At 58.1% G+C, this 25,767-nt stretch carries 26 protein-coding genes, 1 tRNA gene and 1 riboswitch; of the genes, 5 read left to right on the top strand and 22 right to left on the bottom strand.

The window, feature by feature from the left end:
* Window positions 1–11 precede the first annotated feature (11 nt).
* The 4 genes from gcvPB to AK2_RS17630 form a co-directional block, all read right to left on the bottom strand.
* Window positions 12–1,478, bottom strand: a complete 1,467-nt coding sequence (gene gcvPB / locus AK2_RS07215; RefSeq protein WP_067932876.1) for an aminomethyl-transferring glycine dehydrogenase subunit GcvPB — start codon at window positions 1,476–1,478, stop codon at window positions 12–14.
* A complete protein-coding gene (gene gcvPA / locus AK2_RS07220; RefSeq protein WP_067933145.1) occupies window positions 1,475–2,827 on the bottom strand; it encodes an aminomethyl-transferring glycine dehydrogenase subunit GcvPA in 1,353 nt (450 codons plus the stop codon). Before gcvPA ends, gcvPB begins: the two co-directional genes overlap by 4 nt.
* A 29-nt stretch (window positions 2,828–2,856) precedes the next feature.
* Window positions 2,857–3,984, bottom strand: coding sequence for a glycine cleavage system aminomethyltransferase GcvT (gene gcvT / locus AK2_RS07225; protein ID WP_067933147.1), 1,128 nt, complete (start codon window positions 3,982–3,984; stop codon window positions 2,857–2,859).
* A gap of 87 nt (window positions 3,985–4,071) precedes the next feature.
* A riboswitch (glycine riboswitch) is annotated at window positions 4,072–4,166 on the bottom strand.
* A 233-nt stretch (window positions 4,167–4,399) separates the two neighbouring features.
* Window positions 4,400–4,522: a hypothetical protein gene (locus AK2_RS17630; RefSeq protein WP_281180631.1), complete on the bottom strand. Its 123-nt coding sequence runs from the start codon at window positions 4,520–4,522 to the stop codon at window positions 4,400–4,402.
* Window positions 4,523–4,949: 427 nt separating this feature from the next.
* Between AK2_RS17630 and AK2_RS17100 the strand changes: the two genes are divergently transcribed.
* Entirely contained in the window at window positions 4,950–5,087 is a 138-nt protein-coding gene (locus AK2_RS17100) for a hypothetical protein (protein ID WP_169794746.1), read from the top strand.
* Window positions 5,088–5,164: 77 nt separating this feature from the next.
* Here the strand turns inward: AK2_RS17100 and acs are convergent, their stop codons facing one another.
* The 4 genes from acs to AK2_RS07245 form a co-directional block, all read right to left on the bottom strand.
* Window positions 5,165–7,123 carry an acetate--CoA ligase gene (gene acs, locus AK2_RS07230; protein ID WP_067932878.1) on the bottom strand — a complete coding sequence of 653 codons (1,959 nt, stop codon included), beginning with the start codon at window positions 7,121–7,123 and terminating at the stop codon, window positions 5,165–5,167.
* Window positions 7,124–7,320: 197 nt separating this feature from the next.
* Window positions 7,321–8,112: an SDR family oxidoreductase gene (locus AK2_RS07235; protein ID WP_067932880.1), complete on the bottom strand. Its 792-nt coding sequence runs from the start codon at window positions 8,110–8,112 to the stop codon at window positions 7,321–7,323.
* Between the two features lie 146 nt (window positions 8,113–8,258).
* A complete protein-coding gene (locus AK2_RS07240; RefSeq protein ID WP_067932882.1) occupies window positions 8,259–8,447 on the bottom strand; it encodes a hypothetical protein in 189 nt (62 codons plus the stop codon).
* A gap of 69 nt (window positions 8,448–8,516) precedes the next feature.
* The gene (locus AK2_RS07245) at window positions 8,517–9,896 is read right to left on the bottom strand and encodes a glycine--tRNA ligase (RefSeq protein WP_067932884.1); all 1,380 of its coding nucleotides are present in this window, start codon (window positions 9,894–9,896) and stop codon (window positions 8,517–8,519) included.
* Between the two features lie 203 nt (window positions 9,897–10,099).
* On the opposite strand from AK2_RS07245, the gene AK2_RS07250 reads away from it, so the two are divergent.
* On the top strand, window positions 10,100–10,876 hold the full coding sequence (locus tag AK2_RS07250) for a Cof-type HAD-IIB family hydrolase (RefSeq protein WP_067932886.1): 777 nt from the start codon (window positions 10,100–10,102) through the stop codon (window positions 10,874–10,876).
* Here AK2_RS07250 and AK2_RS07255 read toward each other — a convergent pair.
* The gene (locus AK2_RS07255; RefSeq protein WP_067932889.1) at window positions 10,856–11,230 is read right to left on the bottom strand and encodes a LysM peptidoglycan-binding domain-containing protein; all 375 of its coding nucleotides are present in this window, start codon (window positions 11,228–11,230) and stop codon (window positions 10,856–10,858) included. The two genes, AK2_RS07250 and AK2_RS07255, sit on opposite strands and share 21 nt — an antisense overlap.
* A 126-nt stretch (window positions 11,231–11,356) precedes the next feature.
* On the opposite strand from AK2_RS07255, the gene lexA reads away from it, so the two are divergent.
* A complete protein-coding gene (gene lexA / locus AK2_RS07260) occupies window positions 11,357–12,031 on the top strand; it encodes a transcriptional repressor LexA (protein ID WP_067932891.1) in 675 nt (224 codons plus the stop codon).
* A 164-nt stretch (window positions 12,032–12,195) separates the two neighbouring features.
* Here lexA and glnA read toward each other — a convergent pair whose 3' ends face one another.
* The 8 genes from glnA to AK2_RS07300 form a co-directional block, all read right to left on the bottom strand.
* Window positions 12,196–13,533: a type I glutamate--ammonia ligase gene (gene glnA, locus AK2_RS07265; RefSeq protein ID WP_067932893.1), complete on the bottom strand. Its 1,338-nt coding sequence runs from the start codon at window positions 13,531–13,533 to the stop codon at window positions 12,196–12,198.
* 75 nt (window positions 13,534–13,608) lie between these two features.
* Window positions 13,609–14,037: a MerR family transcriptional regulator gene (locus tag AK2_RS07270; protein ID WP_245632814.1), complete on the bottom strand. Its 429-nt coding sequence runs from the start codon at window positions 14,035–14,037 to the stop codon at window positions 13,609–13,611.
* A gap of 85 nt (window positions 14,038–14,122) precedes the next feature.
* Window positions 14,123–15,355 (bottom strand): methionine gamma-lyase family protein, encoded by a 1,233-nt coding sequence (locus AK2_RS07275; RefSeq protein WP_067932897.1) that lies wholly within the window; start codon window positions 15,353–15,355, stop codon window positions 14,123–14,125.
* Between the two features lie 69 nt (window positions 15,356–15,424).
* Window positions 15,425–15,622, bottom strand: coding sequence for a hypothetical protein (locus tag AK2_RS07280; protein WP_067932899.1), 198 nt, complete (start codon window positions 15,620–15,622; stop codon window positions 15,425–15,427).
* Complete coding sequence (locus tag AK2_RS07285; RefSeq protein WP_067932901.1) at window positions 15,619–16,239, bottom strand: hypothetical protein; 621 nt, start codon at window positions 16,237–16,239, stop codon at window positions 15,619–15,621. Before AK2_RS07285 ends, AK2_RS07280 begins: the two co-directional genes overlap by 4 nt.
* Complete coding sequence (locus AK2_RS07290) at window positions 16,220–16,807, bottom strand: GTPase (protein ID WP_067932902.1); 588 nt, start codon at window positions 16,805–16,807, stop codon at window positions 16,220–16,222. The genes AK2_RS07285 and AK2_RS07290 overlap by 20 nt, the downstream gene beginning before the upstream one ends.
* On the bottom strand, window positions 16,804–17,787 hold the full coding sequence (locus tag AK2_RS07295; protein ID WP_245632815.1) for an AAA family ATPase: 984 nt from the start codon (window positions 17,785–17,787) through the stop codon (window positions 16,804–16,806). Before AK2_RS07295 ends, AK2_RS07290 begins: the two co-directional genes overlap by 4 nt.
* A 108-nt stretch (window positions 17,788–17,895) precedes the next feature.
* The gene (locus AK2_RS07300; RefSeq protein ID WP_083520951.1) at window positions 17,896–19,470 is read right to left on the bottom strand and encodes a spore germination protein; all 1,575 of its coding nucleotides are present in this window, start codon (window positions 19,468–19,470) and stop codon (window positions 17,896–17,898) included.
* Window positions 19,471–19,649: 179 nt separating this feature from the next.
* Here AK2_RS07300 and AK2_RS07305 point away from each other — a divergent pair, with 179 nt between their 5' ends.
* Window positions 19,650–20,129 carry a hypothetical protein gene (locus AK2_RS07305; protein WP_067932904.1) on the top strand — a complete coding sequence of 160 codons (480 nt, stop codon included), beginning with the start codon at window positions 19,650–19,652 and terminating at the stop codon, window positions 20,127–20,129.
* A gap of 91 nt (window positions 20,130–20,220) precedes the next feature.
* Here AK2_RS07305 and AK2_RS07310 read toward each other — a convergent pair.
* Window positions 20,221–20,314, bottom strand: a tRNA-Ser gene (locus AK2_RS07310).
* Between the two features lie 214 nt (window positions 20,315–20,528).
* On the opposite strand from AK2_RS07310, the gene AK2_RS16425 reads away from it, so the two are divergent.
* Complete coding sequence (locus tag AK2_RS16425; RefSeq protein WP_083520952.1) at window positions 20,529–20,702, top strand: H-type small acid-soluble spore protein; 174 nt, start codon at window positions 20,529–20,531, stop codon at window positions 20,700–20,702.
* Between the two features lie 83 nt (window positions 20,703–20,785).
* Here AK2_RS16425 and AK2_RS07315 read toward each other — a convergent pair whose 3' ends face one another.
* The 4 genes from AK2_RS07315 to recN all read right to left on the bottom strand — a co-directional run bounded on the left by AK2_RS07315 (window position 20,786) and on the right by recN (window position 25,733).
* Window positions 20,786–21,331, bottom strand: coding sequence for a C40 family peptidase (locus AK2_RS07315; protein WP_067932906.1), 546 nt, complete (start codon window positions 21,329–21,331; stop codon window positions 20,786–20,788).
* Between the two features lie 352 nt (window positions 21,332–21,683).
* Complete coding sequence (gene spo0A / locus AK2_RS07320) at window positions 21,684–22,505, bottom strand: sporulation transcription factor Spo0A (protein ID WP_067932908.1); 822 nt, start codon at window positions 22,503–22,505, stop codon at window positions 21,684–21,686.
* 111 nt (window positions 22,506–22,616) lie between these two features.
* A complete protein-coding gene (spoIVB, locus tag AK2_RS07325; RefSeq protein ID WP_067932910.1) occupies window positions 22,617–23,933 on the bottom strand; it encodes a SpoIVB peptidase in 1,317 nt (438 codons plus the stop codon).
* A 108-nt stretch (window positions 23,934–24,041) separates the two neighbouring features.
* The gene (gene recN, locus AK2_RS07330) at window positions 24,042–25,733 is read right to left on the bottom strand and encodes a DNA repair protein RecN (protein WP_067932912.1); all 1,692 of its coding nucleotides are present in this window, start codon (window positions 25,731–25,733) and stop codon (window positions 24,042–24,044) included.
* Between the last annotated feature and the right edge of the window lie 34 nt (window positions 25,734–25,767).

The following is a 25,767-nucleotide window of genomic DNA, read 5'->3' on the forward strand; positions in this document are numbered from 1 at the left end:
ACACCTCGATTTCACTCGAACCGATAGCGGAGCACCGGCTGCCTGGCCGCCTTCACCTCATCCAACCGCCCCACCACCGTCGTGTGCGGCGCCGACCTGACGACCTCCGGGTGCTCCTTAGCCTCGTCGGCAATCTGCAGCATGACCCTGATAAACTCCTCCAGGGTTTCCAGGCTCTCCGTGTCCGTCGGCTCAATCATCATGCATTCGTCCACGATGAGCGGGAAGTAGATGGTCGGCGGGTGTATACCGAAATCCAGCACGCGTTTGGCGATATCCAGCGTCTTCACCCCGTTTTTCTTTTGGCGTGCGCCAGAGAGCACAAACTCATGCTTGCACACCCGGTCAAACGGCAGGTCGTAGGAACTCTCCAGTCGCCGCATCACGTAATTGGCAGCCAGCACGGCGGACTCGGACGCTTGTTTGAGGCCCAGAGCGCCCATTGTGCGGATATACGCGTAAGCGCGGACCAAGACGCCGAAATTTCCGTAGAAGCCTTTGACCTTGCCAATCGAGCGCGGCACATCCCAATTCCACCGATACCGTCCGTCGGCGTCCTGAGTCACAGTCGGTTTGGGCAGATACGGAGCCAGAAACTGCTTCACCCCCACCGGACCGGCTCCTGGGCCGCCGCCCCCGTGAGGCGTCGAGAAGGTCTTATGCAGGTTCAGGTGCACCACGTCGAACCCCATGTCGCCCGGACGGGTGTAGCCCAAGATCGCGTTCGCGTTCGCCCCATCGTAATACAGCAAGCCGCCCGCCTCGTGGACAATGCGGGCAATCTCTTCAATCTGGGTCTCAAACAAACCGAGCGTACTCGGATTGGTCAACATCAGCGCCGCCGTATCGGAACCGACCGCGGCGCGTAGAGCCGCCAGATCCACGTTGCCATCTCGGTCCGAAGGAATCGTCACAGCCTTCAGTCCCGCCATCGTCACACTGGCCGGATTGGTTCCGTGGGAGGAGTCGGGAACAATGACCTTGTCGCGTTTTTCTCCGCGATCCCGATGGTACGCGGCAATCATCAGCAGGCCGGTCCATTCCCCCTGGGCGCCAGCCGCAGGTTGCAGACTGACCGCATCCATCCCGGTGATCTCCATCAGGTCCTGCTGCAAACGGTGCATCAACGCCAATGCCCCTTGCACCGTCTCTTCCGGCTGATAGGGATGGATGTGGACAAAACCAGGCAAACCGGCCGCCTTTTCGTTGCGCTTTGGGTTGTACTTCATCGTACAGGAGCCGAGCGGATAAAAGCCCGAATCGACGCCGTGGTTGCGCGTGGACAGGGCCGTAAAGTGGCGAACCACATCCAATTCGCTCAACTCCGGCAGACGGGGCGCATCCTGGCGGTAGTACCTGCCCAATTCGCCCGCCACGTCAAATTCCGGTACGTCCAAGGCCGGCAGCGTGTAAGCGGTGCGTCCTGGCCGGCTGCGCTCAAACACAAGCGGAACCGTCTGCTTGGTCTCGGCGGTCATACAAGCGCCTCCTTCACTCGCTGCACCAAGGTATCGATTTCAGCGCGCGTACGCACCTCGGTCACAGTCAGCAGCACACAGTCCTGCAATTCCGGATAGAACCGGCCCAGGTCCAGCCCAAACAAGAAACCTTCGGCCAGCAGGCGCTTCTGTACGCTTGCGACCGGGCGCGGCAGTCGAACGACGAACTCGTTGAAAAAGGGACCAGAAAAGACGCCCTGCACGCCATCGACCTGTTCCAGACAGTGCCTTAGGTAATGCGCCTTATGGTAGTTCTGGAGCGCCAACTCGCGCATGCCCTGTGGTCCCATGTACGTCAGGTAGACCGTTGCCGCCAAGGCGTTCAAAGCCTGGTTTGAGCAGATGTTGGACGACGCCTTTTCGCGGCGGATGTGCTGTTCCCGCGCTTGCAGCGTGAGGACGTATCCCCGCCGCCCGTCTGCGTCCACCGTCTCGCCCACGATGCGTCCCGGCAGGCGCCGCATCAGGTCGCGGCGGGCGGCCATCATGCCCAGATAGGGCCCGCCAAAGCTCAGCCAGTTGCCGAGCGATTGCCCTTCTGCAACCACTACGTCCGCGCCCAACCGCCCGGGCGGCTCCAACAATCCCAAGGCCACAGGGTACGCGCTGACGACCAGCAGCGCCCCCGCTCTGTGGGCGATGTCTGCGATGTTGGCCAGGTCTTCCAGCTGGCCGAAAAAATTCGGGTATTGCACTATCACACCCGCTGTCGTCCCATCACACATCGATTGCAGCTGATTAAGGTCAATGCGCCCGCCCTGATGCGGAATCTCCAGCAGCTCCACCGACTGGCCGCCGGCGTAGGTCGCCACCACCTGTCGATACTCTGGGTGAAGCGTGCCGGCCAGCAACAGCCGGTTGCGGCGCGTGTGGGTACAGGCCACCATACCGGCTTCGCCCAGCGCCGTCGGCCCATCGTACATCGACGCGTTGGCCAAATCCATGCCTGTGAGTTCGGCCACCAGGGTCTGGTACTCAAAGATAGCCTGCAGCATCCCTTGGCTGACCTCCGGCTGGTATTGCGTGTAGGACGTGTAGAATTCGGATCGACCGATTATCGCCTCCACAACGCTCGGCTGATAGTGCTCGTAGGCGCCGGCTCCCAGAAAGCTGACCAGCTGATGAAGGTCCCGATTTTGCTGGGCCAGTCCCTGCATGTGACGAAACAGCTCCAACTCGGACATGGCATCGGGCAGTTGGAGCGGATGCTTCAGGCGCACCGACTCGGGGATGTCGGCGAATAGCTCGCCGATATCCGAAATGCCGAGAAAATCCATCATCGTTTGCCGGTCCTCATCGGTGTGCGGGAGATAGCTGAAGTTTGCCAACCGTCCTTCACCTCTCATGCTGGTTTCAATCACACCGAGCGCGCCCGCCGATAGAAGGGGATTTCCACCACCTCGGCGACGGCCGCCCGGCCGCGGATGTCGATGCCGACTTGGCTGCCAACCCGGACGCATCCGGCCCTCACGAGAGCCAAGGCGATTCCCTGGTGCAGAGTCGGCGAATGCGTTCCCGATGTCACCTTGCCGATGCACTCCCCTTCGCGTGCGATGGAACCATGAGACAGCGAGACAATCGCCTGCCCCGCCCGCGGCACGCCTCGGTGGAGCAGACGCAACCCAACCAGCTCCCGAGCCGGACCTGTTTCCTGCTGGGTGATCAGGGAGGAGCGGCCGATGAAATCACCTTTGTCGAACTTGACGAAGCGGTGGAGACCGGCTTCAAGCGGGGTGATGTCCGTGTCCAACTCATGCCCATACAGCGGCAAAGCGGCTTCCAACCGAAGCGTGTCACGCGCCCCCAATCCACAGGGAACGAGCCCATCCGCCGCACCCGCGGCCAGCAGTCTCCGCCACAGAGCGGGCGCCGATTCCGCTGGGACGTAGATTTCAAAACCGTCCTCCCCCGTGTATCCGGTGCGGGAGACAAGAGCCTGCACGCCGTCCACTTCGTCCAGGACAAAACGGTACGGCCGTACAGCAGCCAAGGACACAGACGTCAATCTCTCCAGAATCGCTGCAGCTCGTGGACCCTGCAGAGCCAACAACGCCCATTCATCAGACCGATCCGTTACGGACACCGCATGCCCGTTTGCATGTTCCGCCAACCAGGCGTAGTCCTTGTCGATATTGGCCGCGTTCACCACAAGCAGGTACCGCTCGTCCGTCAAGCAATAAACCAGAAGGTCATCCACGGTGCCACCGTGTTCATACAGCATCGGCGAGTACGCTGCACGCCCGGGGACGAGTTTAGACAGGTCATTGGTCACCATCGACTGTAAAAATGACCGCGCCTTGCGCCCGACAACCTCCAGTTCTCCCATGTGTGACACATCGAACAAACCGGCCGCGCGACGCACGGCCTCATGTTCCTTGAGGATGCTGTCAAACTGGACAGGCATCTCCCAACCGCCAAAATTCACCAGTTTTGCGCCATACTCCGCGTATACTGGATAAAGGGCGGTCCGTTTCAGACTGGCCACGCCACTCCCTCCCGTTCGCGCGGCGGCCTTCCCCGCCTTTTGCGCGTGAAAATGCATAAAAAAACAGAGACACACGAAGACCGTGTCCTCGTCGTCTCTGTCTCACAACCTGAGAGTTCCCCACAACCACGTGGTTGCCCCATCGGTAGCCGTCGTCCGTCGGCTTCTCCAGAGCTGCATCCTGTGGCGCTATCACGACCTGAGAGATTTTGTGCGGGCCGAGGTTGCAACCGCACATTGCCCCATCGGTGGTATTGCTACACTCTCACGCCAACAGTCATCTGCGCAGTATGTATTTTTTCCGCTTCTCACCTCACTATAATCGGGAAATGAACACGCTGCAATACTTTTTTCGCCGAATAAGTCGGCCCTGTGCAGAACGCACCGCACAGGGCTACTCCCCCTGAATACCGCCTCAGCATGCAGGGGTGGTCGTACAGGTTGGCACGTGATACGGAATCAGGAGAATGAACAGGACGAAGATGATCAAGAACACAATCGCCCAGCGGGTATATGCGCCAAGAACTCCGTCGTACATCCCGTAGCCCTCCTTCATGCACAAAATGTCTCCTAGAAGACCACCGGGGCTGCCTCATACCCATCACGGGGACTCAATATCCAGCCGCTGCGCCATAACCCGGAACCAACAGGAAGAACAGGACGAAGATAATCAGGAACACGACCGCCCACCGGGTATATCCGCCAAAAACCCCGTACACTTTCCACACCTCCTCACCTGGACTTGGTTCACCATATGGGGCAGTTAGGTACTTTCGTCGCGGTATTTGCCCGGTCCAGCCTGCGCACAACAGCTTCTGCAATCTCGCCATGCCGGTCACCACCCTGGCTGCACGGGGCGTCCCTTGCATGGCAACAAAATCCGTGCAAAACCGGCGACAGAATGCACAAGCTAAGACGGCCAAAGCAATGGCGTTGAGCAGCCTGTCGTACCGGAGGGGAGAGCAATGGATAGCTGCTACTACTGCCAACACCCAATCGAGGGGGACCCGCATTATGTAACCTTCTACGACGCGGATGATGAACACGACGAGCCGCTGTGCGACTCGTGTTACGCAGAGTGGTTGGAGTCGATGAAGGGGTAGATCACCTGGCGCAGCGGACCATGGCCCCGGGGAGGATGAGGTGCTTGTAGTATGCTCTCCGGGGCCTCAGGTCACACTTAGCCCTCCATGCCCCGATGCTGCTCCTGCAAGGCCCTGATCACGGACGGATCGGCCAAGGTGGAGGTGTCACCAATCACCCGGCCTTCCGCGATGTCGCGCAGCAAGCGGCGCATAATTTTACCACTGCGGGTCTTGGGCAAGTCAGCCGCAAAGATGATTTCCTCCGGTCGAGCCATGGCCCCGATGGTCGACGCCACATGACGCTTCAGTTCCTGGGCCAGCTGGTCGTCCGGGTCGACGCCTTCTTTCACCGTCACAAAGGCGGTGATAGCCTGACCTTTGACATCATGCGCGCGTCCAATCACCGCCGCCTCGGCAACCGCCGCGTGCGCCACCAGGGCGCTTTCAACCTCCATCGTGCCGATGCGATGCCCAGACACGTTAATTACATCGTCGATTCGACCTAAAATCCACAGATACCCGTCTTCGTCCATATAGGCCCCGTCTCCCGATAAATAAAGACCCTCGAACTTGCCAAAATACGTGGTACGGAACCGTTCATCATCGCCCCACACCGTGCGCAGCATCGAGGGCCACGGACGTTTCACCACCAGGTAGCCGCCTTGGCCGCGAGGAACCGATTGGCCCTGCTCGTCCACAATATCGATTTCAATTCCGGGTACAGGCCGCGTGGCCGATCCGGGTTTTGTGGCCACCAGACCCGGCAGCGGCGCCACCATGGCGCATCCGGTTTCAGTCTGCCACCACGTGTCCACAATAGGGCAACGCCCCTGACCCACGTGCTCATGAAACCACATCCACGCCTCAGGGTTGATGGGTTCACCGACCGTCCCCAACAGGCGCAGGCTGTCCAGGTTATATGGCTTTAGATACTCCTCGCCCCACTTCATGAACATACGAATGGACGTGGGAGCCGTGTAGAAAATCGTCACTCCATACCGCTCGATGAGCTGCCAAAACCTGTCGCGCCCTGGGTAGTCCGGAGCCCCTTCATACAGGACAACTGTCGCCCCAGCGGACAAAGGGCCATAAACCACATACGTATGTCCCGTCACCCAGCCGATGTCCGCCGAACAGAAGTAGACGTCGCTGTCCTTGATGTCGAAGACGCTGCGCATGGACGTGTTCACGCCCACCATATATCCGCCCGTGCTGTGCACAATCCCCTTGGGCTTGCCTGTGGTGCCTGAGGTATACAGCAGATATAAAACATCCTCGGCATCCATCGGTTCGGGTGGGAAGGGAGCCGTCGGCGACTTCGCCATTTCTTCCTGCCAGTCCAGGTCCCGGCCGGCCACCATGGTGGCTCCTGACGCCTCGCCGACACGCCGGACAACCAACACCTGTTCGACCGATGTCCCGACAACCGCTTCATCCGCATTTTGCTTGAGGGGAATCACCTGGCCGCGGCGCCACCCTCCGTCCGCTGTGATCAACAACTTGGAGCCCGCATCGACCAGACGATCCCGTAGACTGGCCGCTGAGAAGCCACCAAAGACCACCGAATGAATGGCACCGATCTTGGCGCAAGCGAGCATGGCTATGGGTAACTCCGGGATCATCGGCAGATAGATGGTGACCCGGTCCCCCTTCCGTACCCCTAACCGCCTCAGCATGTGGGCAGCACGGTCCACCTCGCGCCCAAGCAGGTCGTACGTGAAGACCCTTTGATCCCCAGGCTCGCCCTCCCAAATGATGGCGGCCTTGTTCTTCCGCGGACCCTCTCGGTGCCTATCCACCGTGTTCTGCGCGGCATTCAGCTTGCCGTCCGCAAACCAACGAGCGTGCGGGGGATTCCACTCCAAGACCCGAGTGAACGGTTTCATCCAGGTGATATACGAAGCCTGTTCTGCCCAGTACCCCTGTGGGTCTTGCTGGGCCCGCTCGTAGACGGAAGGATCTGCGAAATTGGCTTGCTGCCGGAAAGACTCGGAAGGAGAAAACATCCGATCCTCATGCATCCAGGTGTCCAACGCTTGGCTCGGGGCCTCCATGTGTCAACTCCCCCTCGGTGTCCCAGTGTGTCCGGTTTGCTACCAGAAGGATGGAAATCACAATCGGATATCTTGCAATCTGCCATGCCTATGCGAGCGCTTACTTCCTGAAATTGAACAAGTCACCATACGAAGCAAAATAATTATACAAGTTTAAGAGAGAACTCTCAAACCCTTCTCTTTCCTGATCCTGGGGTTTATAGACTGCGCACCATGCCTCCGTCAACCAAAACCGCCTGCCCCGTCACGTAGCCGTTGGCTGCGGAACCCAGAAACAGCGCCATCTGGGCAAACTCGTCCGGCTGTCCGTACCGTCCCATTGGGATTCTCTCATACCACCGCCGTTGCACTTCAGCCACCGAGATCCCTTGTTTGTCCGCATCCATTTGGTCAAGCGAGGCCACCCGGTCGGTCGCTATGCGCCCGGGGCCCAGTGTGTTGACCAAAATATTGTACGGGGCCAATTCCGTCGCGAGACTCTTCGCCAGTCCCAGCACACCCGCTCGCAAGGTATTGGACAAAATCAGGCGATCGACAGGCTGTCGAATGGAGGAGGACGCGATGTTGACAATGCGTCCCCAACGCTGTTTCTGCATGTGCGGAAGCACGCGACGAGTGGAGCGGATAAAACTCATCAGGCACAAATCAAAGGCCTCCTGCCACTGGGCGTCATCAACCTCCGCAAAAGTCCCTACGGGCGGTCCGCCGGTGTTGTTGATGAGCACGTCCACCCCACCCCACCGACGTTCAATCACCTGAAAGACATTGTCGAGCTGATCCGCCCGCGACAGGTCACAGGTCACACCCATGACGTTTTCATTGTCCGTGGCAGATTGAAGGGTCGCCACGGCTTCCTCCAGGCGCTTTTCGTCTCGCCCGGTAATGGCCACCAGCGCTCCCTCGGACGCGAACGCCTTTGCCACGGCAAAACCCAGCCCGCGGGTCGCCGCTTGAACCAGCACCGTCTTTTCGGCTACTCCGACGTCCATAACCGCCAGCCCCCAGTCCTTATAGTGTTTCAACAAACACACCCAACCGGTAGATCATCACTCTGAGCAGTCGCCCTGTCCACTGGCGGCGTGAGGGAGCCAAGGCTCCCTCGCCGCGTGCGGGAATGTGTTGGACCCACGTCAAATCAATTCGAACGCCTCGCCAGATGTGGCACGTTGGCGCGGTGGATTTGTTTCCAGGGAATCGGCGTCAGAGCCGCTTCGTCCATCACCCGGCCGCGCCTCTCCACGATGCCTTCGGTGACGCCATTGCGCCGCAGCGCACCGTGGAACGTGAACGCATCATTGTGATTGTCCGTGTGTTGATTTGTCATGCCACACACCCCCTGCCCATAGGACTTCCCGATTGGACCAGGCGCATGCGTGCAAGCCGTATGCTCCTGTCACAGCCGCGTGTGCTCACGCAGCCAATGGGAAAGCTCGGCCATCGGCACCCGCGTCTGCTCCATGGAATCGCGGTCGCGGATGGTGACACATTGATCTTCCTCAGACTGAAAATCGTACGTGATGCAGTAAGGGGTGCCGATCTCATCGTGGCGTCGATACCGTTTGCCAATCGAGCCGGATTCGTCATAGTCCACACGAAACTCGCGGCACAGATCCTGGAACAGCGCGCGCGCGGGGCCCCCGAGTTTTTTGGACAGGGGAAACACAGCCGCCTTGAAGGGCGCCACCGCGGGATGAAAGTGCAAAACCGTGCGTGTATCCCCGTCCTCTAGGGACTGCTCTTCGTATGCATCGGCAAAGACGGCTAATAACAACCTCTCCACGCCGATGGAAGGCTCTATGCAATAGGGTAAAAACGGCTCCTTTCCTGGCTCGTTCACCATGAAGTCTTCCTGGGAGTGTTGGTGGTGCTGCCCTAAATCGTAGTTTGTGCGGTTTGCCACGCCCAGTAATTCTCCCCAGCCGAAGGGAAACCGGTACTCGATATCCGTCGTCGCTGTGCTGTAATGGGACAGCTGCTCCGGAGCGTGATCCCGCAGACGCAGATTGTCATCGGAAAGACCGAGAGACCGCAGCCAGTCATGACAAAACCCGCGCCAATACTGAAACCACTCCATGTCGGTACCAGGTTCACAGAAAAATTCCAACTCCATTTGTTCAAACTCCCGGGTTCGGAAGATGAAATTGCCAGGCGTGATTTCGTTGCGGAAACTCTTGCCGATTTGCCCAATACCAAAAGGCAGCTTCTTGCGCATCGTTCTTTGTACATGACGGAAATTCACAAAGATACCTTGAGCAGTCTCCGGGCGCAAAAAAATCTCGCTGCTGGTATCCTCATTCACTCCCTGGTGCGTACGGAACATCATGTTGAATTGACGAATCGAGGTGAAATCCGCAGCGCCGCACTCGGGGCAATGAACATCGTATTCGCGAAGTAAAGATTCCATCTCGGAAAACGACATGCCGTCCACGGATATGTCCACGCCGTGAGCGGACAATGCCTCCTCAAGCAGCTTGTCCGCCCGGTACCGCGCCTTGCATTGACGACAGTCGACCATCGGATCGTGAAAGTTGGTCACATGCCCAGACGCCACCCACACGTCCCGATTCATCAAGATGGCGGCGTCTAGGCCCACGTTGTAAGGGGATTCTTGAATAAACTTCTGCCACCACAAACGCTTCAGATTGAGTTTCAACTCGACGCCGAGAGGCCCGTAATCCCAAGCGTTGGCCAAGCCGCCGTAAATATCGGAGCCTGGAAAAATGAAACCCCGGTGTTTCGCCAGAGCCACTAATTGTTCCATGGTAACTGACATGTCTCGTCCTCCCGAACCCTGTCAACCTCGCAAGTACACACGGCTATCATACTGTAAGGACTTTGCTTGGTGCAACGAAGAAGTGGTTTCTCAGATCCGCAGATACCTCCCGCCTGCAAAAACTCTCTGCGCCTATGCGTGCGGACGGGCCCGTGTATAATGAGACACGATACACCAGTCTGATTCGAGCGGGGGGAAGCCGATTGGAGATTCGCATGGTACTGTTGGACATCGATGGAACTCTTGTGCATCAGCGCCGCTTGGTTCCAAGCGCACACCGCGTGATTGCAGGACTTAAGCAGAAAGGGCTCGAAGTGGCTTTATGCACAGGACGCTCTGTCCTTCATGCGCGTCGGGTGCAAGACGTCTTGGGTGTCGAACACGGTGTCTATTTCAACGGAGCCCTCGCCAGTTCGCGTGGCCGCATTGTCCAGGCAATGCCGCTGCCGAACGATGTGGTAGAACGAATGATTGGATTTACGAGGCAACACGATTTGCCGCTGATTATGCACACCACGGACAGGGCCGTCACGCTGTCCCCGATTCCCGAGCCGCTGCAACCACTTCTCAATGCCTACGACTTCTCCCCCATCGAAGTAGTTGACGAGTATCCGCTGTCCGACAAGCCAACCGTGTTCCAGAGCAATGTCCTGGTGACACCGGATTGGGATGAAGAAATCCAACGGCAACTTCCTGAGTGTCTGCTCTATCGCTGGGACTGGAACGCTATCGATTTGCAGCAGGGTGCGTGCGACAAGTCTGTAGGCGCCCAGGCACTGTTCACCCACCTCGGAATCAAACCGGAACAAGCCGTCCATATCGGCGATGGCGGCAACGATATCCCCCTGTTTCGACACGTGGGAATCTCGGTCGCCATGGGCAACGCTGCGGCGCCCGTGCGACGACAGGCCTCGCTTGTCACCAAATCGGTGGAAGAAGACGGGGTCTTGCATGCTTGCCTAGCCTTGGGACTCCTGTAATCCTTGCACCATACTGTGTGGCATAGGGATGAGCAGCGTCTGCCCGGGCTGAATGGCTTCGGAGCTGCGCAGGTGATTCATTTGTACGACCACCTGCACCCAGTGCCGCACATCGCCTTGCAGACGCTGCCGTTCGACGATGGACCACACGGTATCCCCCGGCCGCACCCGATATTTGGCTATCCCTTCCGTCTGACCCTGGATTGAAGGAAGCGTCCCAATCCCCAGGAATCCTCCAATCAAACACAGGGCGACCGCGAATAACAGAACACGGCGCGGCACCCTTGGCAGGGATGCCGCCTGCCCGCCCCCAAAAGACCGCCGGATGCGCTGTAATTCGCAATAACTGTACACTTTATTCCCCTCCCAGGAAGACGCTTCGCACACGGGAACGCTTGTTCCCCATGAACATACCCGAACGCACGTTCGCTGTCAAGGCCAAACGCGAACACCTGTTTGCGTGTCGTCTGGTCTTGTGATATGCTGTGGAAAAGCCGAAAGCAGTTCGGAAAGCGAGGATTTCCTGTGACGACAGGTCTCAGCCCCCGGCAACAAGCGATTCTCGATTTTATCCGTAAAAACATTCGTGAAAAAGGATATCCGCCGTCCGTGCGCGAAATCGGCGAGGCTGTGGGATTGGCATCCAGTTCCACAGTCCATGGGCACCTGGCCCGCCTGCAGGCGAAAGGGCTTCTGCGCAGAGACCCAACCAAGCCCCGTGCCATCGAGCTCCTCGAAGATGAGAGACAGGCAGAGAGCTCCCTGCCGACGGTCGATACGGTACTGGCGCCCATCGTGGGCAAAGTGACCGCGGGTATCCCCATCACCGCGGTGGAAAACATCGAGGATTACTTCCCGTTGCCCAAAGACATGGTGCGCGATGAAGACGTGTATCTCCTCAGTGTGGAAGGCGATAGCATGGTGGAAGCCGGTATTCTGGACGGAGACTATGTTATCGTGCGCAAGCAGGATACGGCACGCAACGGGGAAATTGTCGTGGCGTTGACTGAAGACAACGAAGCGACGGTGAAACGGTTCTACCGCGAGCGGGATCGCATTCGCCTGCAGCCCGAGAACTCGACCATGGCACCCCTGTTTTACAAAGACGTGCGCATTCTCGGCCGCGTCATCGGCGTATTTCGACAACTGACTTAGCGTTCCCTCGTCAGGGAGGGCCTGCGTCAAGACCGGTTCCCTTTTCGCCGAAGTGATAAAAACGAATGTCCAAACCTGCGACATCAAGCCGCTCGAGAAAAAGCGGACGCGGGGCAATTTTCCCGCGTCCGCTTGCATTCTGCTTTATCGGTTCCCAGTCTGTATCAATACAGGTTCAAGTACTGGTCCGTCTCCCATTCCGTAACCTGAGTGCGGTACATGTTCCACTCAATCTTCTTCGCCTCTACGAAATGAGTGAGAACATGCTCACCGAGAGCCGAGCAGACAACCTCGTCCTTCGTCAGAGCCTCTAGCGACATGAGCAGATTTTCCGGCAGGTTGCGGATGCCAATCTCCTCTTTCTCCTCGTCGCTCATGATGTAGATATTGCGGTCTACCGGATCCGGCAATGGCAGTTGCCGGCGGATTCCATCCAAACCGGCGGCCAACATGGAAGCAATGGCGAGGTACGGGTTGCAGGACGGATCCGGGCTGCGCACCTCAATGCGCGTGCTCATGCCCCGAGCGGCCGGAATGCGGACCAACGGCGACCGATTCTTCGGCGACCACGCCACGTAGCAAGGAGCCTCATAGCCTGGCACCAACCGCTTGTACGAGTTGACAGTCGGGTTGCAAATCGCTGTGAACGCCGGAGCGTGCTCCAAAACGCCAGCCAGAAAATAGCGGGCCGTCTGACTCAGCCCCAACTCGTCCGTTTCATCATAAAAAGCATTCTGCCCGTCCTTGAACAGGGACAAGTGGCAGTGCATGCCAGAACCGTTGATGCCGAACACCGGCTTGGGCATAAAGGTAGCATGCAGCCCATGCTGGCGGGCAATCGTCTTCACCACCATGCGGAACGTCGCGATGTTGTCCGCGGCGGCTACGGCGTCCGCATACTTGAAATCAATTTCATGCTGTCCAGGGGCCACCTCATGGTGGGAGGCCTCGATTTCGAAGCCCATGGCTTCCAAGGTCAAGACAATCTCACGCCGGCAGTTTTCCCCCAAGTCCAACGGCGCCCAATCGAAGTATCCGCCGTCGTCGTTGACTTCCAGCGTGGAACGGCCGTGATCATCCAGCTTGAACAAAAAGAACTCCGGTTCCGGACCCACGTTGAAAGCACTGAAACCCATGTCCCGAGCCTCGCTCAGGACTCGCTTCAAGACAGACCGCGGATCGCCGGCGAACGGCTCTCCCTCCGGGGTATAAATGTCACAAATCAATCTCGCCACAGAGCCCTGCTCCGAATTCCAAGGAAGCACAAGCCAAGTGCTCCTGTCCGGCACAAGGTACATATCTGATTCTTCGATGCGGACGAATCCTTCAATGGAAGACCCGTCAAACATGATTTTGTTGTCAAGGGCTTTTGGCAGTTGATCCACCGGAATTTCAACATTTTTTACGACACCTAACAAGTCAGTGAATTGCAGGCGTACATACTTGACATTGTGCTCATTGGCAAGTTGAAGAATTTGCTCTTTGCTGTACTCTTGTTTCAAATGAACACCCTCCACTCACAACGATCTCCGCCCATCAACTCTCCTGTCGAGGCCATGAGGCTCCGACTGCCTCCTTCATGGACGACGGCGGTAAAAACGAGATAAATCCCCTTGCAGCACTGATTGCGACGGACCTTTGCCTTCCCCGAGCAGTTCCCGCTCGACCCACCGGTACACCTGCTGGTCAGTCGCCTCCTCTCGGACCGATTGACCCCTCCGCTTTTGTTTGGCTTCTGCAGCCAGAAAGTTCCGAACGTCAGACAACGTCATGCCCTCGTCCAGCAAGCTGCGGATGTGCACGAGGCGCTCGACATCGACAAAGGAGAACAGGCGTCGGTTTCCTTCCGTTCGGCCAGGCGAAACCAATCCCTGCTGTTCATAGTAGCGAATCTGCCGAGCGGTCAACCCGGTTAATTGCTGCACCACCCCTATCGAGAAAAGCGGCTGCCGCATCCGGTCCTTGAGGTCCATCGCCACCCCTCCGTGCCCAGCGGTTAAGGTCATGTTATCATTCCCCCCTATTCGGCACAACCTTTTTTGGCAGGTTTCTTAACATTCAACGTGACAAAACATGCCCAAATTCCGACGATTAGGTATGACACATCGCATCCAGAATGCGCTCCAACGCTATATATACGTGCTCCACAGTCAGTCCGCCTTGCATGTAGGCCACATACGGCGGACGAAACGGTGCATCGGCTGTCAACTCCAGGGAGGCGCCCTGGACAAAGGTCCCGGCTGCCATGACAACCGGGGATTCATATCCCGGCATCGGAGCGGCCTCCGGCCGCACAAAGGAGTCCACAGGGGCGCTGTTTTGTACAGCCCGGCAAAACGCCATCAACCTGTCGGGGCGTTCAAACCGAATTGAGAGGATAAGGTCTGTGCGTGGATCCTGCCAGCGGGGAGACACCTCAAGCCCCAAGGATTCGAACACAGCCGCAGCCAAGACCGAGCCCTTCACGGCCTGCGAGACCGCATGCGGCGCCAAAAACAGTCCCTGGTAGAAGGTGCGCAAGAATTCATGCGTCGGCCCCGATTCCCGTCCCAGGCCAGGGGCGTACAGCTGGTCGGCGGCAGCTTCGACCAAGTCTCTCCTGCCAACCACGTATCCCCCCGTGGTAGCCAATCCTCCCCCTGGATTTTTGATCAGCGAGCCCATCACAAGATCTGCTCCCACCTCGGTTGGCTCCTGTGTCTCGACAAACTCTCCGTAGCAGTTATCCACGAGCAGGAAAGCCTGCTGGGCGTGTGCCCGTATCGCCTGCATGGCGCTCGCCAGTTCCCCGACCGACAGCGAGTTGCGCAGGCTGTAACCGCGCGACCGCTGAAACATCACTGCCTTTGTCGTCGGTCCGATAGCCCGGATCACCGCGTCCACATCAACCGTCCCATCAGCCTGTAGAGGCACGATGGTGTGCGAAACCCCCCACGCACTCAAGCTCCCCGGATGGGGGCGGATGCCGACCACGGTCTCCAAAGTGTCATACGGCGCACCGGTCGCAAACACGAGGTGGTCCCCCGGTCGAAGCGCGGCAAACAACCCCAGACGCAGGGCGTGAGTACCGGACACCACTTGCGGCCGCACCAGAGCCGCTTCGCAAGCGAAAACGCGCGCCCAGATGGCCTCCAGCTTGTCCCTTCCGGCGTCGTCCAAACCGTAGCCGGTGGAACCCAGCAGGTCATGGGCGGTGACGTGCTCCGCTTGAAAGGCTGAGAGCACCTTTTTCTGATTGACGATGGCCTGTTGGTCAATTCGGGCAAATACAGGCTGCACCTTATGCCAGGCCGCCTCAAGTATCGACGATGGGGAAGCGTTCATGAGTTCATCCTTTCCTGTCAAGCACCGAATCAAGCCCGGAAGCCTATCCACCGGTACAGGACGGCCTTACTATTCTTTTTCGATTGTATCACAGCGATGGTCACACACTGGACAGCGCCCACGTGCAAGAGCCGTCCGACGCAGTGCCAGCGGAAGCGCCGCCTCGGCCTCGCGGCGGCCCTCGCGACGGCCGGATCGTCTGGCCACGGCGAACACGAGCAAGGTCCACAGCACAAAGGCAACCAGGCCCCAGCCCCATAGATTCATCGCCAATGCCCCCCATTCCCCTCTTGTGCCTGCCACAGCCGATGCGTCGTCAATTCGGCCAATACGCTGACGACCGGCAGAGCGAGAAACGCCAGCACGGTCAGCCCTGCGTTGGTCAAGACAGAGACACAGAGCGCGGCCAGAACCAGCAGCAAGGTTTCGACGGTGCCCATGCGCACAACCACATTCCCTTGCCCGCTGCGCCTGTCGACCGCTCGATCCACGACGTCATCCAGCCAGTCTATCGCAGCCATCACCGCCAATCCCCAAAGAGCCGTCTGCCATCCCGTAAGCAGGCACGCCAATGCCACCGAGGCCGCGATTTCGACGTACGCAGGAAGACGAGTTGGCATCTTCGCCTTCCAATTGGAAAACATCCCCACCGAATAACTGCCGAAAAAAACCGCGATGGCGACGTCCAGATTCAAGAATGCAGCCACAAGGGCAATGGCGAGACCGTACGGCAGAGCCGCGCGCTCCAGCCGGGCTGCCAGCGTTCGTTTCCCGCAAGCCATGTCATAATCGCTATCCAAATAGTCGTCCATCAGCTTCACCGCGGCGGCCATCAGCAACAGACAGGCGAGTGTACGCAAAGCGTCAAACCATTCGCCAGACACACTGTTTCACCTCGCGAAACCCGTTTCCGTTCAGAGCGGACACGGGCAGGATGAGTGCTGGCGAGACCCGGCGCGCCAATTGACGGTAGCCCCGTTTGGCGGCCGGCAAGTCAATCTTGTTGGCCAACAGCAGGTAGCCACTCGACTTTCGGCCGAACGCGTAAATCTGTTCGTCCAGAGGCGCCCACACAATTTCCGCTGCATCCACCATGTGCAAGATCACATCCGCGTGCAACAGCTCCTCCAGCGTCTGCGCCATGGCTCTGCGAAGGCTGACATCCGAGTGGATGCCGTCGGTCAACCCCGTGGAATCGGTGAGCATCAATTGGTACCCGAGCTTGCCGCGTGGGATGGCGATGTCCACTGACTGAAGAGCGCGCGTGAAGTGAGGAGCAGAGTTGGTCAATGCAGCTTTGGACTGTTGCACGCCCAGCCGCAGGCTCTCCCGCTGGCCTTCCGGATGCTGCACGCGCCAACGCAGCTTGGAGAGCCCCAGATACTCCGCAAAATGAATGCAAAACAAGGTCTTGCCCACATTGCTGCGCCCTATAATTAGGGCCCGTTTCACAGCACTTCCCCCTCCCAGACAAAATCGCTCGCCTCCAGAGTCATGGCCGCTTCGCGGCTGATGCGCGTTTCCTCGAACAGGCGCATCGCTTGTCGGCGGATGGAACGTTCCAACGTGTTACGGACATAGCGGGCATTGCTAAAGTGGCCTCGGCGCGTGTGGGTTTGCAGAATTTCCTGGAGATGGGCACGGAGTTTGTGCTCTGCCTCCCGGCTCAATCGGTACTGCCGTTCGCTGACCATTTTGCGTGCGATGGCCATCAGGGCAGAGGCGTCGTAATCGGGAAAGCTCAGATGAATGGGAAAGCGGCTTGGCAGGCCCGGATTGGTCGCCAGAAACCAATCCATTTCTTGTTCGTATCCGGCGATGATCACAATCAGTTGGTCACGATAGTCCTCCATGCTCTTCACGAGACAATCAATGGCTTCGCGCCCAAAGTCCTTTTCCCCGCCGCGTGCCAGTGAATACGCCTCGTCGATAAACAAGACGCCTCCGAGTGCCTTTTTCACTTGCTCACGCGTCTTTTGGGCGGTATGCCCGATGTACTCGCCGACCAAATCGGCCCGTTCAACCTCCACCAGGTGTCCTTTGCTGAGCCATCCACACTGGTGAAGCATCTTCGACAGTAGCCGGGCCACTGTGGTTTTCCCGGTACCGGGATTGCCTTTGAACACCATGTGCAAGACGACCGGTTCATCCTGAAGCTGAAACTGTCGGCGGCGCTGCTGCATGTATAACAGGGCAAAGATCTCTCGCACGGTCGCTTTCACTTGTTCCAACCCAACCATCGTGTCCAGTTCTGCCAGAAGGTTGAGCAGCGCCGACCGGCTCAGGGGCTCCTGGTCAGCGCCTTGCGGATTGTCTCCCGGCCCTGCCAACCACTGCAGGGCTTCAGCCAGCGCGATTTGACCGTCCCGGTAACGCTGCAAGATTTCACGGGAATGTTCATGGGCTTCGGAAGCGGGAGGTGTTCGGCGCACGCACATCACCTCGACGGTCAGTCTCCGGGCCGCTGCCCGTTTGGGCTAACAACCACGGTAGCCTATGCGCCGAGGTCCGCCTGGGTGATCACCCAGATGTGCGCCGGTTCAACCCTTGCGTTTAGCCGTGCGTGGCCGCAGCACTTCAGGCCGCCCAGAAATGGTGGACATCGGTTTGCGAAGCAGGATATCTTGCAGGCCATTTTTCCATCGGAAGGGAATCAGGGGCCACAGGTAAGGCACTCCCAAGGAGCGCGTGGTGGCAAGCAGCAGCACCCAGGCCGCGACCCCCACCAGGAAACCCCAAGCCCGGATACCCACGGCAAATCCGGCCTCGGTGACGAGGATGAGAAAGAGGCGTGTGAGCGCGTTGGCGTTCGCTAGTTCGAACGAGGAAATCGCGAATTGGGCAATCAACACGAACGCCATATAGACCAAGACCTCCGGTTGAAACAACTGGATTTTGCTCGCAAATTCTCCGAAGATGACAGCCGCCACAATACTGACCGACGAGGCGAGCACGCTCGGGATGTTGACCATCGCCATCCGCAATACGTCCAATCCCAGCTCTACAATCAACAGTTCCATCCATATGGGCAGCGGATAGGTGGTGTCGGCGCGGAAGAATGAGAACTCCTTCGGAACCGCCTCAGGGTGCAGATTGACGACCAGAAAGATGCCCGGTAGCAGGGTGCTGAGCAAGACGGACAACAAGACCACCCAGCGCATGTACGTACCGACCAACGGATAGGAATGGTACTCGCCTGGGTTTTGTAACAACTGGAAAAATGTGATGGGGGCGATGATCACCTCCGGGGTGGTATCCGGAATAATCAACACATGTCCGTCAACCAACGCTGTCGCCGCCACGTCGGCTCGTTCCGTATACCGCACAATCGGATACGGGTTCCATTTGACGCGCATCATCTGGTCTGTGATGGCTTGCTCCGCCATCGGAGTCGCATCCACATCAATCGAATTGAGAGCGATCCGGACGTGATCGACCAACTCGGGATTGGTCACGTCCTGTAGGTACATGATGGTGACATCCGTCTTTGAACGGTTGCCCACTTGCAGCAGTTCCGTGCGAATGCGCGGGTCCTTCAGGCGCCTGCGGATGAGGGCGACATTGAACAACATGGTTTCCACAAAACCGTCACGCGGCCCGCGTACAGTCCGTTCAATCTCGCTTTCGCCGATGCTGCGCATCGGATAAATGCGCGTATCGATGAGCAGTGCTACGTCAAAACCATCAATGAAGATCACCATGGGACCAGACAGGATTTGCCGGATCAGTTCGCCCATGTCGGCAAACGGCTGAACCTGCACAAAACCAATGTGCGTATTCAAGTATTGAGCCAACTCCTGAATGCTGAATCCCTGGCCTTCCCGGCGCGTCACAAACTCACTGATCTGCCTTTCAAAATTGTCCAGAATCAACACCAGATTGGTCGTCGTGAAATACCCGTTCAGAACATACGCCATCATATTCAGGCCGCCGTAGCGAAACGGCTTGGCCATCAGGTCCCAGGCGTTGCCCGGACCGTACCCAACTCCAAGCAGTCGATTCAAGTAATCCACGTTGTCCTGCAGATTGCGGGAGATCGGGGGCACGTGTTGCTTGTCCAGGTCCCATTGCCGTGGATTACGACCAACTTCCCTTTCTTGATTGGTCTCGAACATTGTGACGCATCTCCTCCCCTGGGACTGCCTGCTTAGTCTCCCTCGCGGCATACCGGACATACCTCTCCCCGCCCGCAGCCGCTTGTCCTGTGATAGACCCCTGCATAACTGGAACCAAAGAAGCGAGAATGTAAATGCACAAAGCTGTTCGACTGAATCACGGCAGGGAGGAAACGCCCGTGGTTAAATCCCTCGACGTTCAACGAGAAATGGCACGAATTCGACATGAGCATGAGTCTGCGGCATCCCTATACACACGGCAACAAACCCATATGCAGGCGATACAGCGGGACACTCAGGCGCAACTGGAGACCATGCTGTCGCGGTGTGCGCGAGAATGGGCCGCTGCGGACCCGCACCTGCGGGTTGGTCCGTCGCCGGACGCCAATCCGGGTTTCACAATCCGATTTCAGGACTCGGTTCAGCCACCGGAGTTCGTCGTGTCCACCACCTGCCAAGAAGAGCGTGTGCAAGTCACAGTCAAGGATGGCCATTGGAGGCAAATGCCCAATGTATTTGACAAATTTGCTGACTGGATGGATCAACGAGTGGTATTCGAGGGAAAGTTTGACGCACAGGAGGTGGAAGCGGCCCTCGCCGCAGCGTACTTGTCCTGGTACCAGGAGGCACTGCGGCTCCGGGACGGTATGAAGCCCTGAAACCATCGCCTTGAAGCAGCCACTGAACCACTGCCCAGTAGCCAGATGGCGGGTGAACGAAAAAAGCGAGCCGTGTTTGGCTCGCTGAAACTGGCGGAGTGAGAGGGATTCGAACCCTCGATACGCCTCTACAGCGTATACTCGCTTAGCAGGCGAGCGCCTTCGACCTACTCGGCCATCACTCCATACAAACCGTCTCGTAGAAACGGGACGAAGTCTATTTTATGAAGTCTAGGCCGGATTGTCAAGTTGGCTCTCCCAGTTGGAGGCCACGGCCCCTCTGCCATTACAAAATTGGGACTGCCCGACTGGTTTTCCCTGCGACTTCCCGCATCACACCCCGAGCCGCGGGAATCTTATAAATGACCAGGTGTGACCAACAACAGGAGGCGACAGCCCATGGAATTCACGCGTGCTCAGCAGATTCTCGGATCGCCTCGCGTCATCGCGGTGACGTATCGAGGGCGACCGGTCCACATCGATGAGATTTACGAGACCAACGGTTATGCCAAGATCCGATATGAGACTGGGGAAATCCTCACCGTGCCAGTTGCAGACCTGCGTGAAGAGTGAACACAAGCCGGCAGAATCCAATCGCCATGGGGCCTGCCGATATCAACTCGCTCGGCGTCCATCGGCGGACAAGGCCCCACGCTTTACATCACACGCCGGCCGTATAAATACTTGTCCGACCAGTAGGCATCGCTGAGGCTCACAACCCGCAGGCCATGGGTGGTCATGGCGGCAAACTGGTCCTGCCCTATGTAAACGCCGTCGAACGTTGCCGAGCTGCCGGTACCCTCCAAATCAAAAAACACCAAGTCTCCAATCCGCAAATCAGCCGGATTGTCCACCATAGTCCCTGTTTGTGCCTGTTCCTCCACCGTCCTCGGCACCGAGATGCCGGCCTTTGCCATTACAGACTGAACAAAACCAGAGGCGTCCAGATTGTCAGGTGGTGCTTGCAGCATTTGTTGCACGGTATCATATACTTTGCGTTCCGCTTGCGAATCTTCTCCACTGGGATTGACGGAATTAACCGGTGTGGCGGGTCCTACGTGAATCGTCACCTGCGGTCCTGGGGTGGCTTTGTCGGACGTCGATCGTTGCATCCGATGAGGCATATACCAGACTCCAACCAACACGACCGCCGCTCCCACAGCTCCACTCAACACCATTTTCAGCCAAGCCCAAGTCTTCATCCTCGCTCCCTCTTCCGAATGTCCGTGCGCTCGCCCGAGCGCATTCAGCGGTGAACCCAGCCTATAGGGTATATACCGGTGCCTTTCTCGTCTCTTATAGTAACATGGAATCCGAGCGCAGACACCTTGACAAAAGCGAGCAAGCTGTGCGATCAGATATTATGTAATATATTCCACCATATTGATTTATCACCATAATCGTATGTGAGGGATGTTATGATGAGAAATGACTTCGTGGTTAAACTATGGCTGGCGACGTAGTTCTTTTTAGGCCTGATCAATGGGATGAGGGGCATGCCTGCCTGAATTGGCAGTTGCCCCTCTATGCAGTGAAACTTCGCATACCAAACCCTTACCCCACCTTGTACTCAATCCGCAGCTTGTCCGCAATCATGGCGATAAATTCGCTGTTGGTGGGTTTAGTCCGGGCTGCGCTTACTGTGTACCCAAATACGTTACGGATAGCTTCCATGTTTCCGCGCCCCCATGCTACTTCAATGGAATGGCGAATGGCCCGTTCCACACGCGACGGGGTGGTTTTGTAGCGCTCCGCGATTTGAGGATACAGCACCTTCGTGATGGAGCCCAGGATCTCCACGTCTTGAAACACAATCGCAATCGCTTCTCGCAAATAGTGATATCCCTTGATGTGCGCAGGCACCCCGATTTCGTGGATGATCTGGGTGATAGCCGCATCCAGGGCATGCCGAGAAATGGCATCAGCATGATTGTCGAAAGCGGCCAGCCCCGAGGCGTTTACGGATGGCAAAGCCTGAACCGACGCCCCAGCGGCCACAGCGCTGGGCGTGCAAACTTGACGAATACGCTCGACCAAGACAGGCATGTCAAACGGCTTCAGCACAAAATAAGAAACCCCTAATTCAGCTGCCCGTCTTGTCACAGATTCCTGTCCGAAGGCTGTAAGCATAATCACCTTCGGAATCCTCTCTTCACTTTTGACCAATCGTTCCAGTGCGCCCAGGCCATCCAGCATGGGCATGATGATATCCAGAATCAGGACGTCGGGTCGTTGCTCGCGTACCATTTTCACCACATCGTTGCCATTGTACGCGAGCCCACAGACACTCATGTCGTCCTGACTCGAGATATACTCATGAAGAAGTTCAGCAAAATCACGATTATCATCTGCAATCAACACGCGAAAACCTGCCACTGGGCAATTCCTCCCCGCTTGACTGTCGGTTTTTGTTATTCGACACCCCATGGCGGATGTCCTGCCCAAGCTTTCTGAATAGTTTTCGCGTCAATCAATCCCTATTCGACATCATTCGACATGACCGTTCCGCGCCCAGGCGACCCGGGCTTGGTCCGTGCCGGCCTTCGCATCGGCTTCGCACTCCCGCATCATCCAGCGGGCGTATACCCCGTATCCCCGGGACGGATCGGATACAAAAACATGCGTTACAGCGCCGACCAGACGGCCGTCCTGCAGGATAGGACTGCCGCTCATGCCTTGAACAATGCCGCCGGTCAGCTTCAACAAGCGAGGATCTGTAACATGGATCACCATACTTTTGGTCTTTGGCTCGTCTTGACTCTGTATGTTTTCAATCTCCACACGGAAGGCCTCCACTCTTTCACCCGAAACCACGGTCAAAATCTCAGCTGGACCGTCGTGAACCTGCTCCGGCAAGGCGACAGGGACGCGATGCCGCAAGTACAAATGCGGCGGGGGGGATTTCATGCTCCCAAACACGCCAAAAGCCGTGTTTTTGTCGATCCGGCCGATGGATACGGAAGGAGCCACAAAGCGCCCGCGCTTTTCTCCCGGGTGGCCAGCGGTACCCTTGACCATGCCGGTGACCTCAGCCTCGTACACCAAACCGTCGCCGTCTATCGGCTGACCGGTGTCCACATCCGTGATCACATGACCCAGGGCACCAAATCGTTGATCGGACGGATCGTAAAACGTCAACGTGCCAACCCCAGAGGTGCGGTCGCGAACAAACAGCCCCAGGCGCCCTCTTCCTGACGAGTCGAGAGCCGGCCGCACCTGAAGGGTCTGCAGGTGCCCGCGGCGACGAATCGTGAGTGTCAGGGCGTGATGCTTGGAAAAACGGGCCAATAGGCGTTGAAGCTCGTCCGAGTTCGTCAGGGGCGCGCCATTGATACGCTCGATGACATCCCCAATCTGTACATGCGCCCGGGCAGCTGGTGAATCCTGCCCCCCAACGCGCTGGTACCCGATGACCATAACCCCATGAGAATTCATGCGGATGCCGACCGATTGCCCGCCGACGTAAACGGACGACGCGGGCACCACCTGCACCCGGACCGCCTTCCAGGGAATGACACCCAGTAGCTTGGTGGAAACATAGGCTTGGCCTGGGTGTTTGCCAATCACAGAAAAGGCGGATGCGTGTTCGCGAGAGTGGGTGTCTGTTTCCACCACCCGGGCGTCCGAGGTGTGGACGCAGAAGGATTTCCAGCCGACCGATACATCGGCGCGCCCACCCGTAGGCACCCACACTTCGGGCGGGGAATCAGCCAACTGCCGAACGGGTGGAGACAAGCACATGGAGACCACGGAAACCGCAAGACCGATACGCCACCACACGTGACTCCTGCGTCTGGATTGCATTCGTGTACGCCCCCCTTGAACCGGCACCTCCCACGGTCTGCTTCGTGATTGTAAGGTGCCCCGAGGGGAACGCTTTAATGATGCAAAAAACCTACCACGTCAGGCGCCTTATGCGGATGCATGGGCAAAGCCCTCCACCAGCGCCCGCGCGTGTGTGAAGGCTGTGGCGTCGGCCAAATCGGACCCGATTAAGCGGGCGACCTCCCGAATCCGGCCCTCTTCGTCGAGGCGTTCCACCAAGCTGATGGTGTCCGTGTCGCGCTCTTGCTTGCGAATGACATAATGGTCAACCGCGGCCGCCGCAATCTGGGGTGAGTGTGTCACACACAGCACTTGCCTCCCGCGGCCCAAGCGGCGCAACTCGGTAGCCAGCTTGTGGACCGCCGAGCCGCTGACGCCTGTGTCGATCTCGTCGAAGATCAGGGTATCCAACCCGTCCACCTCGGCTAACACCGACTTGACGGCCAACATCGTGCGCGACAGCTCGCCGCCAGACGCCACTCTGGCCAGGGGCCGTAGCTCCTCGCCTTTGTTGGCGGAGAACAAGAACACCACCTGGTCGGCCCCGGTTTCGCTGTATACCACATCGCCCTCCCCGGTCGTGCGCAGGCGCACGTCAATGGCAAAACGGGCATGCTCCATGTCCAGGGAACGCAGCACTTGCTCAATCTCCCCACTCAACTTGGCGGCGGTCTCAAGTCGGCGCTGGTGCAACTTTTCAGCCGCTCGCTCCATCTCACGACGGCGGCGTTCACACGTAGCGGCCAATTTGGCCAATTGTTCGTCGTGGGCGAGAAGCCGACGGTGCTCAGCGAGAATTTCCTCGTAATACTTTAGGACTTCAGCCTCCGTGGCCCCGTACTTCCGTTCCAGGGCACGAATTTCGGCCAACCTCGCCTCGGTCTGTTCCAACTCTTGCGGATCCGCATCCAAGTGGTGCACAAACCGCGACAGAAAATGAGCGGCCTCCTCCGCGTGCACCTGGGCTGTTTCCAACAGGTTTACGGTTTCCCGCAACTCCGCTGCGAATTCCACAGCCGCAGCGATCTCTTCCCGGGATTCCACCAGCGCGGCCACCGCCCCGGACGATCCGTCCAGCAAATCCAAAGACTGCTGCACCGCTCGATAGATCTTGTCCAGATTCTGTAAACGCGCCCGTCGCTCGCGCAGTTCCTCTTCCTCCCCAGGGCGAAGACGGGCAGCTTCTATCTCTTGTATCTGAAACGAGAACATATCCAGACGGCGCGCCCGTTCCTGTTCGTCCATCTGCGCCTCACGGTACTTGGCATCCGCCTCACGCCAAGCCTGGTAGGCGCGCTGCATCTCCTCCAGGGCCTGCTCATGCCCTCCATACAAATCCAAGACGCGCAACTGCTCTTCGCTGCGCACCAGTCCCTGGTGCTCGTGCTGTCCATGCTGCTGTACCAGCCTCATGCCCAGCTCGCGCAACATCTGCACCGTGACCAAACGCCCGTTTATCCGGCATACGCTGCGGCCCGACCTGTGAATCGTACGCGACAGCAGAATCGGCTCCTCCAGTCCGTCCGCAAATCCCCATTCCGACAGCATCCGCCGAACGTCTTCACTATCGACTTCAAAGAGAGCCTCAACGACCGCGTCGTCGCACCCGCTGCGAATCCAGTCCGAGCTTGCGCGATTGCCCAGCAACAATCCGATGCTGTCCAGAAGAATCGACTTGCCGGCTCCTGTTTCCCCTGTGAACACGGTCAGCCCCGGACGGACATGGATATGCAACGACTCGATCAGAGCAATCCGTTGGACGGACAGTTCCAGCAGCATAGCCGCACCTTCCCCCAGTCGTGCCGCGTAGGGC

Origin of the sequence: Alicyclobacillus kakegawensis NBRC 103104, from assembly GCF_001552655.1 — a bacterium.
Lineage (GTDB): Bacteria > Bacillota > Bacilli > Alicyclobacillales > Alicyclobacillaceae > Alicyclobacillus_G > Alicyclobacillus_G kakegawensis.